Consider the following 15,933-nt stretch of genomic DNA (forward strand, 5'->3'; position numbering starts at 1 on the left):
TACTTGAAAGGAGGTGAGAGAAGTATGAAGAAAGATATGGTCAAAAAGGCTTCAGGTTTTATTGAAGAAGACGAACTTATATCATTAGCTAATGGTGATAATGCTACTGGAGGAGCTACTCCAACAGTCGTTTTAACTGCAACTATTGGACTCACTGGAACGACTTTTACAGTTACTTTAAGTGCAGCATCATGTCCAACATCAGCGTGTACAAAACAGTGTAACAAATAAACATAATGTGTTAATAGAGAATTGTTTTAACAAACAATTCTCTATTAAATCTTTTGGAGAGGTTATAAATGGATATTAGCTATGAAAACAATAATTTCATCAGAGATGCTGTAATTAATTTCAGTTCGCCGACAAACGAAGTAGAAAAATTAAGAATAAAAAACAAAGATTACTTTGGCAACTTTTATACATTCTTTTTAGATTTTTATCAACAAAAATTAGTTAATACTTTAGAAAACGCAAGTAAGGAAAATAATTTAAAACTTAACAAACATAAAATTATAAGTAGTGCGTTAGAGGCTTTTAGCCAGGAATTAATTCAGTTATGTATAAGAACTTTAATCGTTGATATTAATGAAAGAAAAGAAAATGGTTTATTAGAAGGAAAAGATTCAAGGTTACGCTATAAGAATTATAATAATTTAATTTTTAAGAGTGAATATGTGGCTGGAATTTTGAATAAGTATCCTGTTTTAACCTATTTAATTTCTAGTAGAATATCAAATAAAATCTTGTACTTGAAAGAAGTTCTAGAGAATTTAAGAAAAAATCGTCAAGACATTTATAGAGAACTAAAAATTGAATTTGATGAAGTCTCCAATATTTATTTTAGCAGCGGAGACACTCATAATGGAGGGAAAAATGTCTTAATAATTGAAACAAACCAAGGGAAAATTGTATATAAGCCGCATAGTTTATCTCCTGATATCTTATTTAATAGTATAGTTGACTATGTTAATAATTCAGATAAAATTCTAAAAAAAATTTATAAAATTAGAACGCTTAATTATAAAGACTATGGCTATCAAGAGTTTATTGATTATAAAGAATGTGAGACTTCCGAAAAACTGAACTTCTATTTTTATAGAGTAGGTGTAAGTTTATCTATTTTTCACATTATAGGATGCGATGATTTGCATCATGAAAACTTAATTGCACATGGCGAATATCCTGTTGTTATTGACTTGGAGACTCTGATAAAAAATAATTCTATGTATAAACCAAGAAATAATAATTTAATTGATAATTTTCATGAGGATATTAATTACTCAGTTCTTGGCACTATGCTTCTCCCATTAAATTTACAAACTTCTATATTTGATTTTGACCTTGGCGGAATATCAAATGATGAAAATCAAACATCAGAAATATGGAAATCGTATATTATAGATTTCGAAGGAACTGATGAAATTCAGTTAACTAAAAAATCAGTAATAATGAACAGTACTCAAAACAGAGCTGCATATAATGGGAAAGCCGCAGACCCTAAAGATTATATTGAAGAAATATTAAAAGGTTTTACAGATTGTTATAATTTTGTTTTAGAAAATAAAAGTGGTTTTTATGATTTGGTAAAAACAGTAGGAAGCAGCAACCTGGAAGTAAGGCAAGTTTTAAGAGCTACCAGTATATATGCAAGGTTTTTAGAAGCTTCCACTCATCCAAATTATTTATCTAGTTTTGAGGAAAGAAAGGAATTATTTAAAAAAATAAATATTGCGGAAGGAGTAACAGATAAATTTAGCAAGAAGAATTTAAATGAGTTGGAATCTTTAATGTGTAATGATGTTCCGTATTTTTCAACAATGTATAATTCTTTGGATTTGATTTGTAATAAAAGTACAAGTATAGTAAATTTTTTTAGAGAGTGTTTACTTGATGTTGTATTAAACAAAATTAAAAGTATAAGTAAAACAAGTTTAAAAAAACAGCAATATTATATTCGAATGTCACTTACTACAACTATAAAAGACAGTTGGAAAAGAACAAACAAACACAATAAGAAATATCGTCCTAAATTATTTGGAAATAATAATAAAAATTATTTAGAGTGTGCAACAGAAATAGGAGACTTATTTTTAGAAACAGCAATATGGAATAATGATAGAAGCAAATGTACTTGGGTAACACCTATAATATCTGAGAATAATAAAGTAAAATTGGGTCCATTGAACTTTGACTTATATGAAGGTGGAGGAGTAATATTATTCTTAGCTTTACTTGGAAAAGAAACTGGTAATAAAGAGTACTTTGATTTAGCCTTTGCAGGAATGAGAGGTATTGAAGAACTTTTTTTGAGTGATGATAAGATGGATGGCCGGTTATCATTATTTACAGGGATAGGTTCCTTAGCCTATATATATTACCACCTATACACTTATACAAATGATTATAAATACTATGAAAAATTTAAAAAATATATTAATAAAATAAATGAAATGAATATTTCAGGAGATATACCATTGGATATTGTAGGGGGAGTATCTAGTCTTATTGTTTTTTTATTAAACCTATATAAGGAAACTAAATTAGATATTTTAAACTCCGTGTGTTGTAAACTAGGTAATACTTTATATCAATGCTTAGAAAAGAATGGTAAATATAATTATCTAACAGGACTTTCACATGGATATTCTGGTTTTACGTGGGCTCTTTGTTATCTGGGTCACATTACTAAAGACGAAAAATACACAACTTTAGGAAAAGAGTTATTGAAAAGAGAAAATAAGTTTTTTGATTTGAATACCTCTAATTGGAAGGATTTAAGAGAAGGAGAGGGGAACTCTGATCCAGTATATTGGTGTCATGGTGCGGGAGGTATAGCTCTATCAAGAGCTTTTTTAAAAAATCTGTTAAAGAACAAAGAGAACGTAGTTGATAAAGAAGTTGATAAAGAAGTTGATAAAGATTTAAATTGCGCTATAAGCAAGCTCCTTTCCGATGGATTTAAAAAAACAACTGATCATAGCTTATGTCATGGTATTTTTGGTAATATAGATATATTATTGAAATTAAGTGAACTTCTCAATGATATTGATCTTCAGGAAGTAGCATTTAAAGAAGCTCAAAATGCAATTAATTATATTAGAAATAAAGGTTTTATTCCAGGTTTACAGGATCATTTTGATTTAAATACATTTATGCTGGGACTTGGAGGCGTAGGCTACAGCTTATTAAGGTTACACAATCCTGTCAATCCTTCATTGTTAGCAATGGAAGTAAGGAGTTACAATGAATGATAGTGAAGAAAAAAAAGAGAGTACCTATTGTAAAACAATTGCAACAAACTGAATGTGGACTTTGCTGTTGTGCTATGTTGATCCGTTTTTATAACAGTAACGAAACTCTTTTTGAGTTAAGGTCATTTTTGGAGGCTGGAAGAGACGGACTTACTATTAAGCAGTTAAAAAACTTATTAGTTCATAAAGGATTTAAGGCGGATATATATAAATCCACTATTCTAGGGTTAAAAAAAATTAATGTTCCTTTTATTGCATATTGGAATAATGAACATTTTATAGTCGTTGAAAAAATAAAGGAAAATTATTATTATATTATAGATCCGGCTAATGGACGAAGAAAATTAACAGAAGAAGAGTTTAAGAAAGGTTTCTCGTCCTATATTTTATATGCAGTTCCTTCAGAAAGTTTCACTCCCAATAAACGAAAAGATAAGAATGTATGGTTTGGTGTATTAAAAAATATTACAAACTATAAATTGTTATTTTCTATTATAGTATTTTTATCTCTAATAAGTTATTTATTGACGTTGTATGTACCTATTTTGGTACAGAAGCTTATAGATACAAGTATTGAGTATAATAATTTAAATTCAATAAGTAATATTGTTTGGATAACATTTTTAATATCAATATTGTATGGAATGTTTGTTTTGTTTAGAGGGCTCAAAATGATAAGCCTCAATATATTCCTTAGTAAAAATCTTGTTGTTGATACATTTGCTCATCTTCTAAAACTTCCTTTTAAATTCTTTGATCTTAGATCACCTGGTGACTTGTTATTTAGGTTAAATAGCATGAATGGATTCAGAGAGCTTTTATCAACTCAACTAATTTCTGGCCTAATTGATTTAGGAGCGGTAGTTTTTATTTTAGCGTATATGTTCTTTAAATCTATACCATTAACCTTGATAACAATATTAATATTTGCAATTAACACTATATTCATGTTTTTGACTAGACCTGCTGTCGCGCAGGCCATCGATGATGAAGTAGCTGAGCAAAGTAAATCTCAAGCCATTCAAATCGAGTCTATTTTTTCTATCGCAGCCATTAAAATTTCGGGAATGGAAAATGAAATTTTCTCAACTTGGAATAACAGTTTTAATGAAGTAATAAAGCGATTCAAAAAAAGATCCATTTTACAAAATGTAGTTAATACAGTAACTCAGGTTTTTCAAACAATTGCTCCCTTGGTTATTTTAATATTAGAACTGCTATTATTTTTTGATAATAAATTTACAATGGGAGAGGTTATCGCATATCATTCTTTATCTGTTACTTTTTTTGGATTAACAACTGCTTTATTTGGTACTTATACTCAGTTTATCTTAGCTACTTCTTACTTAGAAAGAGTTAAAGATATTACAGAGACTGAATGTGAAAAAAATATTGAAAATGCAGTAAACCTTAAATTAAGAGGAAATGTAAAGCTTGAAAACGTCTCTTTTTCTTATACTAAACATTCTCCAAAGGTGCTTAAGAATATTTCTTTGGAAATAAGAGAAGGGCAGAAAATTGCTATAGTAGGTTCATCTGGTTCTGGTAAAAGTACACTTAGTAAGTTAATAATGGGGCTTTATGATCCGACTGAAGGACAAATTTGTTTTGATAGTATCCCTCTTGAAAAATTAGATAGAAAACAGTTATACAAACAAATGGGAATTGTACCCCAGGATATTACCTTGTTTAATAGTTCTATACTGAAAAATATCACTTTGAATAATAAAAATATTAGTATAGAAAAAGTGAGAAAAGTAGCGAAAGCAGCACAAATAGATAAAGAAATTGAAAGTATGCCAATGAAATATAATACACCTATTTCAGAAATGGGTATGAATTTATCAGGTGGCCAGCGACAAAGGATTGTACTAGCCAGAGCACTTTTAAATGACCCTAAAATTTTAATTTTAGATGAGGCTACAAGTTCATTAGATTTGGTGAATGAAACATTGATTTCTAAATATTTAAGTGAAATGGGATGCACAAGAGTGGTTATCGCGCATAGATTGTCAACAATTATGGATTCGGATTTTATAATTGTCCTAGATAAAGGTGAAGTGGTGGAGGTTGGTAAACATGAAGAACTGATTGCTTTAGAAGGGGTATATAGTAATCTATATCGTTCACAAACGAAAAACAAAAAACATATTCATCATAATCACTATTAAGGAGTTGTTTGATTTGAAAAACTATAAAGGAGATGGAGCGGTATTTCTAGTAATAGGTTTTTGTTTAGGTCTTTTTTTAGGAGTTGTTTTTGATATTTTACCGTATGGTCTTTCCATAGGAATATTGATTGGATCGTTAATTGACCTTTATTTTTATGCTAGATACAAAAATAATAATAAATAAGTATAATTATATCTTAAACATCAAGATCAATGAGGAGATTTTATTCCTTTGGGCAGCAACTGAGAAATTTGTGTTAAACTTTAAAATTATTTTAATGAATTTAAAATTAGAATGGTATAAAGAACATAAGAGTTTTATGGATTATTAAGTTTTAATCTATTACTTGATGTTCCTACCAACAAAAGATTGCAACTTTATGTCTTTAGAAAAAACAAAGGGACTGACCTATAAGATGAGCCAAAAAAAAAACACTTTCAAGTTTGAAAACGGATGACTGTTATCGGTATTAGACTTGGAGGTGTTTTTTCTATGGAATAAGAGTAAGTGATCCGGTTGAAGTCAAACAGAAGGTGTAGACATGAGATTGGCAGGCGTGCCGATGAAAGAGATGATGCAGAAATTAAATATTAAGAATACACGGACGTGCAGACTTGGATTAGATAGCATAAAGCTGGGGATATACATCCGAACAGCCTGTTGAAAAGCAATATACTTACGGAATGGTCTGGGGTTTACTTCCGAACCAGAGACTGCAGGCAGAGAATCGTTATTTGCGACAGCCGAATGAAGTGTTAAAAGAGTACAACGAATTAGAAAGGAAGTTAAAAGCCAAACTTCAGTCGGACTTGTAGAAGGTTTTGCAGGATATCTGTGATCTTTTAGGTATCTCACGAGCGTCTTATTGTCTCTGAAAGAAAAATGTGAAGAAGAATCAGTGCAAAGGGCATTTGGAAAAACACATTGGCGCATTATACCGAAAGCATGGGTATCGATAGGGCTATTGGATCATCACTTCCCTAATAAAAAAGGAAATGCGTGTTAACCATAAAACGTTTCAGCGTATCATTCAGAAAAATCAGTAGCAGTTTTCTGTCCATAAGGCAAATACGGGAAGTCCGTTACTATTTTTTCAAGAGGGAGATTAGACTGAAAGTTCCATATTATCAGCTACGGCATAAATATGCTCATTTTTCTTGCATCCTTAATCCGGGGACACACACTTGATCAGTTGCCAATTCTGCCTGAGAGCTGCGTGTTGCATAGTGTCAGAAAAGCTGTTAAAACAAAACCACGCCCGTCATCGTAGAATGCACTGTCAACGATTACATTTATAATAACAATATTCGTATTCAAACGAACTAAACAGCCAATCATTGATAGACGAGCGGCAATTGGCTGTTTAAAAGTGTTTTTATCCCTGTCTCGAAAACGGGGTTTAATCGCATCATTGGCAGTTCTTTTATTAAAGGTCCAAATAAAGCCGTATCATATCCCGGCACTGTATCCCGTTTTCGAAAATCTCCTCTTCATAATGCCTGATGAAAAAATCATGGTCGATGGCTTGAAGTCTGAAGCCGCATTTTTGGTAAAGGGCAAGCTGGCCTATACTGGAGTTTGCCGTTCCAATTTCAATAGTCGCCGCTCCCATTTGTTTTGCCTTATTCACGGCCTCTTCTATGAGCTTTCTGCCGATGCCATTGTTGTGCATTGATTCTTTCACCGCAATATTGACGATTTCTACTGTTTTTGGTCTTGTTTTCAAAAGGACGAAGACCCCTGCAAGCTCGTCTGACGTCCAGGCCGTATAGCATTCTCCTCTTACAAGATAATCATCGACAATCTCTTTCGACGGATCGGCCAGCAGCAATAGTTCATACAGCGCTTCATCCGGCTCCGCGGCTTTTCGGATGCTCAGTTTTTGCATGTCCGTTTCTCCTCCTCCGTTATGATCGACAGCTATTTTTCAAAATAACTCCAAAATCATTCTACTTTATTATAAAATATGAAACATAGGAAAAGTTATACAAGTTTTTGCAGATTGAATAGGAGGAAAGTCATGTTTTTTTGTAAGTATTGCGGCCAGCAGAACAACGAAGAGGCGCATTTCTGTAAAGAATGCGGAAAACCGATCGGGAAAGGAAGCCGGCTGGAGCGGCAGGCGGCTGAATCCGCATCACAGCCGAGAAAGCCGATCCCTAAAAAAACGCTCTTCCTATGGGGCGGCATTGCCGCAGCGCTGATCTTATTGATTGCCGCATATAAAACCGGAGCCTGGCTGACATCTGAAAAAAGGCTCACAGATCAATTCGAACAGGCGGTTCATGACGGGGACACGAAAAAGCTCGCAGCCCTGCTCACTCCTTCAGACAAAAAACTGAAGCTGAATGAGACCAATGTCAAACCGCTCCTTGCATACGCAAAGAAACACGATGAACTGCTGGCATCGCTTCGCGGCAATTCATCAGAAAAAGATGCGGTATACGTCAAAAAAGAGGGAAAAACCCTTCTTTTGTTTGACCATTACGAACTGAAAGTCGATCCGGTTTATTTCCGCGTCACAAGCAATTATAAAGGCGCCGATCTTTATATTAACAGCGAGAAAACAGGTACGGTCAAAAAAGCCGATGAAACCCAAATCTTCGGCCCGTATGCACCCGGTGTCTACACGGCGGAAGCCAAGCTTAAAAATGAGACGGTTGACGTTGTCAAAAAGCAAGAGGCAGAGGCGGCCGGCAGCCGGAATGTTGAGTTTGACCTGCCGTTAGACGCCGAGGATGTGACATTCACTCCGGCAGACAGCTTCAAAAGCGCGAAAGGCGATCTGCTGATAAACGGCAAGTCCGTCCATAAAGATCCGTTTACATCCGTTACATACGGTCCGCTCTTAACTGACGGTTCCATGACAGCCGCCGTGGAGGCTGATTTTCCTTGGGGGAAAATGAAAACTGCCGATGTTCCGATCAACAGTACTGATGTGGACTTAACGCTTATCCCGGATCAAGATACACAACAAACAATCATGGACACGATTGTCAAAACAACGAAGCAGTATACAAAAGCGATGGCAGACGGAAATACTGATCAGATGACCGAGGCTGGTTCCGCCTGGAAAGAGCAGACGAAAGAAGTGGTATCCGGCATGAAGAGTTCCGGCACCTTTTTGAAGGATCAGTATAAAGAGACAAGCTTTGATCTGGATTCATTTGCGATTTCTCAAGAGAACGGCCGCTGGCAAGTAACTGTTACGGGTAAAGAGCTTCATGAGTCTGCTTATTTTGACGGGAATACGAAGCCTGATATGGAAGAGGCTGAGCCGAGTTTTCACTATGTACTCTCATATGATACAAAACATAAAAAATGGGTTTTCGAAAAAGCTGACCCTGCCTCAGATTCTTCCGGGACAAATGTAAAAAAAATAAAAAACGACCAGCCGAAAACCTATACATCCGCATGGGCATCATCCAAAGGAAATACAGCTTCAGGCAGCGTGACAAACGAGCAAGTCACATCGTTTATGACTGATTACCTGACAAATCAATCAAGCGCCGTCAGCCTTAACAATTTTGCCATCATGGCGGGCAATTTAGAAGAGGGGAGCCCTTTGTATGCTGATCAGCAGAAATTGGTCAAAAAACTGCACAGCGAGGGGACGACCGAAGTATTTAATGAAGTGAATGTCAAAAGCTTTTCACAGAAAGGCTCCCATTTGACGATTCACACGTACGAGGAGTTTTATATTACGAAAGCCGGCGGCAGTCCGAAGCTCAGAACATACAATTGGACGTATGGCGGCGTTGTTAAAGACGGAAGAATTTATTTAACATCCATTCAATAAAAAAACCCCCGCGCCAATCAGGCGGCGGGGGTTTCCGTTTTTAAAAGAAGAAATAATTCATGAGTTCTTTTATATAATGCTTGATCGTGAATTGAAACGTTACGCAAATGATCAAATAGATGACGATAACAGAATAAATGATATCCGCCTTAGTAGTGAGCTGATGCTGATAGCTCGCCAGCATGAGCGGAGGCACGGCAAATGCCGCTCCTAAAAGACCGACAGCCAGAATGGTGAAGCAAACGGTTGTATGAAGCAGCATAAAAATAAGGGCAAGAAGCAAAATAGCTGTAAACGGAATCAAAAAGGCCCCGAATCTGGACAGCGAATCTTTAAATGACACCTGCGCGCCGCCGGCCTTCAAAGCGATAAAAATCAAGAGATACAGGCAGAAAACGCATAATGCAAAGGTAAGCGCCGGTTTGATCACAACCGCGGTAAAACTGACGTCACGAAAGCCGTCTGATAGAAGAATATAAAACATAATCGGCGTCACCAGGCAGAAAAGCACCATGTTGATGATGCTGCTGACAAGCTGTTCGCCGCCTGTCGTTTTACATGTTTGGTACGGTCTCTTTAACACATCAAGCACGAATAAGGCAAATTGCTTTGAAGCCTGCTTAGCGGCGGCGCCGGCCTGAGCGGCCTGGCCCTGCGTTTGGCCTGCGCCTCCCTGCCCGGGCTGGGGCGCACCGCACTTTTCACAAAACTTTCCGCCATCAGTATGATGGCCGCATTGAGAACAATACATTCTAAAACTCCTTTTACAAGTAATATAGGGATTTTGTTCAATATTTACATTATAAAAGAAAATAGGGCGGATGTAACGGAGTTTTCTAAAGATATACAAATCACTTTCTCTATGAATTGATAATAGAGAAAAAGTACCCATTATGGTAGAATTTTAATGGAGCTGATAGATATCATGTCTCTCGGCGCATTGATTCAGAGTGAAAAAGGAAATTAACGCATGCTAAAAAAATTGAAAATGCTTTATCGGCTGTTGAAATTCGGAAAAGGCTTATGGAGATAGCAAACAAAAAAACCGTCCTTAGGACGGTTTTTTTCTGTTTCCGGATCGTCCGGCTGAGGTTATAAAAAGCAGACCCCGGGGTAAAAACCATGCATAAGAAACAGCGGAGAACAAAACATAACTCAATAACGGCAAGCCATAAGGAGGTACGCATGTTTTCATTCATCATTCATGTCTTCATTTCACTGTTTGCAGTCTCCAATCCCATCGGAAACGTGCCGATTTTTCTTTCACTGACGGAAGGGTACTCGGAGAAAGAACGGACAGCGATTGCGCGCAAGGCTTCCGTGCTGTCGTTTATCATCTTGGCGGCTTTTTTAATCTTCGGCCATCTGATCTTTAAACTGTTTGACATTAACATTCATGCCTTACGTATCGCGGGCGGCATTTTTATTTTCGGCATCGCTTATAATCTTCTGAACGCGAAGAAATCTCATGTACAGTCTCTCCATCATGAAGAGAAAGGGGAGAGCAAGGAGAAAGCCGATATATCCGTGACGCCTTTGTCGATTCCGATTATCGCCGGTCCCGGTACGATCGCGACGGTGATGAGTCTATCGGCCGGCCATGGCGGCATCATCCATTACATCAGCGTGCTTATCGGCATTGCGGCCGTCATCGCGATGACGTTTATCTTCTTTCACTATTCATCTTTCATCAGCAATAAGCTCGGGAAAACCGAAATGAACGTCATTACCCGACTGATGGGGCTGATTTTGGCGGTGGTGGCGATCGGCATGATCGGCGCCGGTCTGAAAGGCATGTTCCCGATATTGGTTTCCTGACTTAAAAAAGCAGCGCCCGGTTATCTTCGGGTGCTGCTTTTTTCTATTTTCGGCACATGCTGAAACACTTCTTCACTCTCAAAAAATTCTATCAAACGGCTCAGCCAGTCATAATAATGGAGCCAATCCGTCAGTTCATCCAAAAGCTGGCGGGCTTTTTCTTCAATATCGGGACTGAGATTTTCCGATTCCAGAAGCTCAGTCAGCTCACGGTTCAGCTTTTTATAGAGCATTTTGTTTTTGCTGACCGCCTTTGTCCAATTTGCCGTAAACAGGGAGATAAACGTCTGGTAATAATCACGCTCGACGTCGTAAAGGTCTTTCCGAACGCCTTTTTCAAACACTTTTTCAGCCAGATTGGCATCGGTCATTTCGCGGACCACCTGGCTCATCCTCGTTTTGCTCATCCCGGTCGCCTCTGACAGCTCATTTAACGTCATCGGCTTGCGGTTCATATAAATAATACCGAGCACACGTCCAAGTGTGGCCGGCATTCCGAATGTATGCATATTCTCGGCGATTCTCTCAATGAGATGCTCTTCAGCATGCCCGATGATATCAAGAGCGTTTTTTTCCACGGCTGATCATCCCTTCACTGGCTTTTCATGCTGACAATATATCATATTTTTTACAGTTGATGAAAAAGATGATGCGGCAGGATATGCGAGCTATCGGGAGCGATTGTAAGAACATCCGCATTGTCAGCGGGATAACATGAAAAAATACGTATATTGTATATAATTTCAACACATTGTAAACTTTTTATTTTACAAATTTCATCTTATAATAAAGATTATACTTTTCAGAAAAATAACGGAACCCTTCGGAGGTGCACGGATTGCTGAGATTAGAAAATGTATCGAAAGTCTATAAAGGCGGAAAAAAAGCTGTCAACAGCATTGATTTAAATATCGAAAAAGGCGAGTTTATTTGTTTTATCGGGCCGAGCGGCTGCGGAAAAACGACGACGATGAAAATGATTAACAGACTGATTGAGCCGTCATCCGGAAAGATTTTTATCGATGGCGAAAACATTATGGAGCAGGACCCGGTGGAGCTGAGACGGAAAATCGGCTACGTCATTCAGCAGATCGGACTTTTCCCTCATATGACCATTCAGCAGAACATTTCCCTCGTGCCGAAACTGCTGAAATGGCCGGAACAAAAGCGGAAGGAACGGGCACGGGAGCTTTTGAAGCTCGTCGATATGGGCCCGGAATATTTAGACCGCTATCCTCACGAGCTGAGCGGCGGACAGCAACAGAGAATCGGCGTGCTGCGCGCCCTTGCAGCGGAACCGCCTCTTATTCTCATGGATGAACCGTTCGGAGCGCTTGATCCGATTACGCGGGATTCCCTTCAAGAAGAATTCAAAAAACTGCAAAGAACATTGAATAAAACGATTGTGTTTGTAACACACGATATGGATGAAGCTATTAAGCTGGCTGACCGGATCGTCATTTTAAAAGCGGGAGAGATCGTTCAGGCCGGCACTCCTGATGACATTCTCCGGAATCCGGCTAATGAGTTTGTCGAAGAATTTATCGGCAAAGAACGGTTATTGCAATCAAGACCGGATATTGAACGCGTCGAGCAGATGATGAACAAAAAGCCTGTCACCGTTACGGCGGACAAAACGCTTTCGCAGGCGATACAGGTGATGCGGGAACACCGTGTCGATTCCCTGCTTGTCGTTGATGATCTGAATGTGCTGCAAGGATATGTGGATGTCGAAATCATTGATCAGAACCGGAAAAAAGCGAGCCTCGTCGGCGACGTGCTCCGCTCTGATCTGTATACGGTCGAGCAGGGGACACTGCTGCGTGATACCGTACGCAAAATTTTAAAGCGCGGAATGAAATATGTACCCGTCGTTGATGAACAAAGGCATTTAGTCGGAATTGTCACGAGAGCGAGCCTTGTCGACATCGTTTACGATTCAATCTGGGGCGAGGAAGACCAGCTGGTGACAGGCTGACAAGGGGAGGAGCGCTTACAATGAATGAAATGATCAAGTTTTTGCAGACGAACGGCGGAGAACTGTTATATAAAACGTGGGAGCATTTATACATTTCGATCATCGCCGTCATATTAGGCATTGTCGTCGCCGTTCCGCTCGGAGTGGCGCTGACGAGAATGAAAAAGGGCGCAGGCGCCGTCATCGGTGCCGTCAACATTGTGCAGACCTTGCCGAGTCTCGCGATACTGGCGTTTTTTATCCCGCTGTTAGGCGTGGGAAAGGTGCCCGCGATCGTCGCGCTGTTTTTCTATTCGGTGCTGCCGATTCTCCGGAACACGTATATCGGCATTCAAGGCGTAAATAAAAATCTGCTGGAATCGGGAAAAGGCATCGGGATGACGGTCTGGGAGCAGATCAGGCTTGTGGAACTGCCGCTTGCGGTTCCGGTGATCATGGCGGGCATCCGCACATCCACCATTTATCTGATCGGCTGGGCGACGCTTGCTTCCTTTATCGGGGGCGGCGGGCTCGGAGACTATATTTTTATCGGCCTGAATCTCTATCAGCCTGAATATATTATCGGCGGCGCCGTGCCCGTCACCATTTTAGCCATTATCATTGATTATCTGCTGGCGGCGACGGAACGGAAGGTGACGCCGAAAGGGCTGAAAGGACTGAAGGAAGTATCATAAGGAGTTGGCTGTTTTGAAAAAAAACCAAAAGAGATGGATGTGCGCACTGGCGCTGTCGGCTGCTCTGCTTCTAGGCGGCTGTTCCCTTCCCGGCCTGAGCGGGGCTTCCGATGATACGATCAAAATCGGGGCGCAAAGCATGACGGAATCAGAAATTATCGCCAATATGATCGCACAGATGATTGAACACAATACAGACTTGAATACGGCATTAATTAAAAACCTCGGATCGAACTATGTCCAGCAGCAGGCGATGCTCGGCGGTGAAATCGATATCGCCGCGACGCGCTACTCGGGAACGGATTTAACGAGCACCCTCGGCATGGAAGCGGAAAAAGACCCGAAAAAAGCATTAGCCATCGTCCAGAAGGAATTTGAGAAACGCTTCCATTACAAATGGTTTGATTCTTACGGATTTGAGAACACATACGCTTTTACCGTCACGAAAGAGCTTGCGGAAAAAGACCATTTAGACAAAGTGTCCGACATTAAGAAGCATGCCGATCAATTTAAGCTCGGTGTAGACAATGCGTGGCTGAAAAGAAAAGGTGACGGCTATAAAGGCTTTACCGACACGTACGGCTTTGAATTCGGCACAACCTATCCGATGCAGATCGGACTTGTATACGATGCCGTGAAAAACGGGAAAATGGATGCCGTCCTCGCCTATTCAACGGACGGACGGATCAAAGCGTACGATCTGAAAATTTTAAAAGACGACAAGCAGTTTTTCCCGCCGTATGACTGTTCGCCGGTCATTCCCGACAGCGTGCTGAAGCAGCATCCTGAACTGAAGGGCATTGTGAATAAACTGATCGGCAAAATTGATACGGAAACGATGCAGGGATTGAATTACGAGGTGGACGGCAAGCTGAAAGAACCGTCCGTCGTCGCTAAAGAATTTTTAGAGAAACATCATTATTTTGAATAAGAAATGAGGTGGGGCAAATGGAAGTGCTGCAGCAGCTCGGCACTTATTATTCTCAAAACGGCGCCTATGTGCTTCAGGAGTTTTACCGCCATTTTCTCATGTCGGTATACGGCGTTTTATTTGCGGCGATCGTCGGGGTTCCGCTCGGCATCTTCATTGCCAGGCACAGAACATTAAGCGGCTGGGTATTCGCGGTGACAAACGTGATTCAGACCGTGCCGGCGCTTGCGATGCTTGCGGTGCTGATGCTCGTCATGGGGCTCGGCGCCAATACGGTGATATTGTCGCTGTTTTTATATTCGCTTCTTCCGATCATCCGGAATACGTACACGGGAATCGCCAGCATTGAACACGCTTATCTTGAATCGGGAAAAGCGATGGGCATGACCAAATTTCAGGTGCTCCGCATGGTGGAGCTGCCGCTTGCGCTTTCCGTCATCATGGCGGGGCTGCGGACGGCGCTCGTCATCGCGATCGGCATTACGGCAATCGGTACGTTTGTCGGCGCGGGCGGACTCGGTGACATCATTGTCAGGGGCTCAAACGCCACGAACGGAACCGCGATTATTTTGGCCGGCGCCATTCCGACAGCGCTGATGGCCGTTATCGCAGATCTTGTGATGGCATGGCTGGAGCGGGCGCTGAGTCCGGTGAGAAAGAAAAAACGAACCAAAGCGCCGAATGCGGCATGAAAAAAACGCCTTGCGGGTCAGGGCGTTTTTTTCTTATGGCTTCGGAACATGCTTGAAAATTTCTTCGCTTTCAAAAAACTCGATCAGGCGGCTGATCCAGTTGTAGTAATCAAGCCAATCCTTTAATTCTTTCAGCAGTTCGTTGATTTTTTCCTCAGCTTCTTCCGGCACGCCGTTTTCAAGGACGGCTGTCAGTTCGCGGTTCAGCTTTTTATGCATCATTTTATTTTTGCTGACGACCTTGCTCCATGTGGCCGTAAACAGCGTAATAAAGGTTTGGTAATAATCCTGCTCGACGTCGTATAAATCTTTGCGGACGCCTTTTTCAAACACTTTTTCCGCCAGATTGACGTCAAGCATTTCACGGACCGCCTGGCTCATTCTCGTCTTGCTCATGCCGGTCGCTTCTGATAATTCAGTTAAGGTCATCGGCTTGCGGTTCATATAAATAATGCCTAAAATGCGCCCCACCGTCGCGGGCATTCCGAATGTATGCATATTTTCAGCGATTCGTTCTATCAAATGATCTTCAGCTTGTTCGATTACGTGTAACGGATCTTTCTCCAACAGTTTCAATCCTTTCAGTCAGCAATTCCGATGTCAATATACCACATTTTT

At 39.8% G+C, this 15,933-nt stretch carries 14 protein-coding genes and 1 pseudogene; 11 read left to right on the forward strand and 4 right to left on the reverse strand.

Annotated elements, in window-relative coordinates; translation table 11 throughout:
- Nucleotides 1–24: 24 nt before the first annotated feature.
- The 5 genes and pseudogenes from RUW00_RS11640 to RUW00_RS23010 all read left to right on the forward strand — a co-directional run bounded on the left by RUW00_RS11640 (nt 25) and on the right by RUW00_RS23010 (nt 6,790).
- Nucleotides 25–231, forward strand: coding sequence for a class II lanthipeptide, LchA2/BrtA2 family (locus RUW00_RS11640; RefSeq protein WP_025854095.1), 207 nt, complete (start codon nt 25–27; stop codon nt 229–231).
- 68 nt (nt 232–299) lie between these two features.
- Nucleotides 300–3,251 (forward strand): type 2 lanthipeptide synthetase LanM family protein, encoded by a 2,952-nt coding sequence (locus RUW00_RS11645; protein ID WP_095270656.1) that lies wholly within the window; start codon nt 300–302, stop codon nt 3,249–3,251.
- Entirely contained in the window at nt 3,248–5,422 is a 2,175-nt protein-coding gene (locus RUW00_RS11650) for a peptidase domain-containing ABC transporter (RefSeq protein WP_315956620.1), read from the forward strand. Before RUW00_RS11645 ends, RUW00_RS11650 begins: the two co-directional genes overlap by 4 nt.
- A gap of 13 nt (nt 5,423–5,435) precedes the next feature.
- The gene (locus RUW00_RS11655) at nt 5,436–5,606 is read left to right on the forward strand and encodes a glycine zipper domain-containing protein (RefSeq protein WP_155238646.1); all 171 of its coding nucleotides are present in this window, start codon (nt 5,436–5,438) and stop codon (nt 5,604–5,606) included.
- A gap of 314 nt (nt 5,607–5,920) precedes the next feature.
- A pseudogene (locus RUW00_RS23010) lies at nt 5,921–6,790 on the forward strand (IS3 family transposase).
- 59 nt (nt 6,791–6,849) lie between these two features.
- Here the strand turns inward: RUW00_RS23010 and RUW00_RS11665 are convergent.
- Nucleotides 6,850–7,311 carry a GNAT family N-acetyltransferase gene (locus RUW00_RS11665; protein ID WP_280144634.1) on the reverse strand — a complete coding sequence of 154 codons (462 nt, stop codon included), beginning with the start codon at nt 7,309–7,311 and terminating at the stop codon, nt 6,850–6,852.
- 132 nt (nt 7,312–7,443) lie between these two features.
- Between RUW00_RS11665 and RUW00_RS11670 the strand changes: the two genes are divergently transcribed.
- The gene (locus tag RUW00_RS11670; protein WP_159354597.1) at nt 7,444–9,222 is read left to right on the forward strand and encodes a zinc ribbon domain-containing protein; all 1,779 of its coding nucleotides are present in this window, start codon (nt 7,444–7,446) and stop codon (nt 9,220–9,222) included.
- 40 nt (nt 9,223–9,262) lie between these two features.
- Here RUW00_RS11670 and RUW00_RS11675 read toward each other — a convergent pair whose 3' ends face one another.
- The gene (locus RUW00_RS11675) at nt 9,263–9,973 is read right to left on the reverse strand and encodes a hypothetical protein (protein WP_014418906.1); all 711 of its coding nucleotides are present in this window, start codon (nt 9,971–9,973) and stop codon (nt 9,263–9,265) included.
- A gap of 434 nt (nt 9,974–10,407) precedes the next feature.
- Between RUW00_RS11675 and RUW00_RS11680 the strand changes: the two genes are divergently transcribed.
- Entirely contained in the window at nt 10,408–11,040 is a 633-nt protein-coding gene (locus tag RUW00_RS11680; RefSeq protein WP_025649294.1) for an NAAT family transporter, read from the forward strand.
- A 20-nt stretch (nt 11,041–11,060) separates the two neighbouring features.
- Here the strand turns inward: RUW00_RS11680 and RUW00_RS11685 are convergent, their stop codons facing one another.
- Nucleotides 11,061–11,618, reverse strand: a complete 558-nt coding sequence (locus RUW00_RS11685; RefSeq protein WP_014418904.1) for a GbsR/MarR family transcriptional regulator — start codon at nt 11,616–11,618, stop codon at nt 11,061–11,063.
- 260 nt (nt 11,619–11,878) lie between these two features.
- Here RUW00_RS11685 and opuCA point away from each other — a divergent pair, with 260 nt between their 5' ends.
- Genes opuCA through opuCD form a run of 4 tightly spaced genes read left to right on the forward strand, consistent with a single transcriptional unit; the run spans nt 11,879 to nt 15,315 of the window.
- Entirely contained in the window at nt 11,879–13,018 is a 1,140-nt protein-coding gene (opuCA, locus tag RUW00_RS11690) for an osmoprotectant ABC transporter ATP-binding protein OpuCA (RefSeq protein WP_003151651.1), read from the forward strand.
- Nucleotides 13,019–13,038: 20 nt separating this feature from the next.
- A complete protein-coding gene (locus tag RUW00_RS11695) occupies nt 13,039–13,692 on the forward strand; it encodes an ABC transporter permease (RefSeq protein WP_280144633.1) in 654 nt (217 codons plus the stop codon).
- A gap of 37 nt (nt 13,693–13,729) precedes the next feature.
- Complete coding sequence (opuCC, locus tag RUW00_RS11700) at nt 13,730–14,623, forward strand: osmoprotectant ABC transporter substrate-binding lipoprotein OpuCC (RefSeq protein ID WP_089072489.1); 894 nt, start codon at nt 13,730–13,732, stop codon at nt 14,621–14,623.
- A 17-nt stretch (nt 14,624–14,640) separates the two neighbouring features.
- Complete coding sequence (gene opuCD, locus RUW00_RS11705; RefSeq protein ID WP_012118473.1) at nt 14,641–15,315, forward strand: glycine betaine/carnitine/choline/choline sulfate ABC transporter permease OpuCD; 675 nt, start codon at nt 14,641–14,643, stop codon at nt 15,313–15,315.
- A 33-nt stretch (nt 15,316–15,348) separates the two neighbouring features.
- Here the strand turns inward: opuCD and RUW00_RS11710 are convergent, their stop codons facing one another.
- Entirely contained in the window at nt 15,349–15,882 is a 534-nt protein-coding gene (locus RUW00_RS11710) for a GbsR/MarR family transcriptional regulator (RefSeq protein WP_003151660.1), read from the reverse strand.
- Between the last annotated feature and the right edge of the window lie 51 nt (nt 15,883–15,933).

It is taken from the genome of Bacillus sp. IS1 (assembly GCF_032461585.1).
In the GTDB taxonomy this organism is placed as follows: domain Bacteria; phylum Bacillota; class Bacilli; order Bacillales; family Bacillaceae; genus Bacillus; species Bacillus velezensis.

Excerpts from the sequence above, each read along its gene's own strand:
- RUW00_RS11640 (WP_025854095.1), top strand. The coding sequence starts at position 25 with ATGAAGAAAGATATGGTCAAAAAGGCTTCAGGTTTTATTGAAGAAGAC.
- RUW00_RS11645 (WP_095270656.1), top strand. The coding sequence starts at position 300 with ATGGATATTAGCTATGAAAACAATAATTTCATCAGAGATGCTGTAATT.
- RUW00_RS11650 (WP_315956620.1), top strand. The coding sequence starts at position 3,248 with ATGATAGTGAAGAAAAAAAAGAGAGTACCTATTGTAAAACAATTGCAA.
- RUW00_RS11665 (WP_280144634.1), bottom strand. The coding sequence starts at position 7,311 with ATGCAAAAACTGAGCATCCGAAAAGCCGCGGAGCCGGATGAAGCGCTG.
- RUW00_RS11670 (WP_159354597.1), top strand. The coding sequence starts at position 7,444 with ATGTTTTTTTGTAAGTATTGCGGCCAGCAGAACAACGAAGAGGCGCAT.
- RUW00_RS11675 (WP_014418906.1), bottom strand. The coding sequence starts at position 9,973 with ATGTATTGTTCTCAATGCGGCCATCATACTGATGGCGGAAAGTTTTGT.
- RUW00_RS11680 (WP_025649294.1), top strand. The coding sequence starts at position 10,408 with ATGTTTTCATTCATCATTCATGTCTTCATTTCACTGTTTGCAGTCTCC.
- RUW00_RS11695 (WP_280144633.1), top strand. The coding sequence starts at position 13,039 with ATGAATGAAATGATCAAGTTTTTGCAGACGAACGGCGGAGAACTGTTA.
- opuCC (WP_089072489.1), top strand. The coding sequence starts at position 13,730 with ATGTGCGCACTGGCGCTGTCGGCTGCTCTGCTTCTAGGCGGCTGTTCC.
- opuCD (WP_012118473.1), top strand. The coding sequence starts at position 14,641 with ATGGAAGTGCTGCAGCAGCTCGGCACTTATTATTCTCAAAACGGCGCC.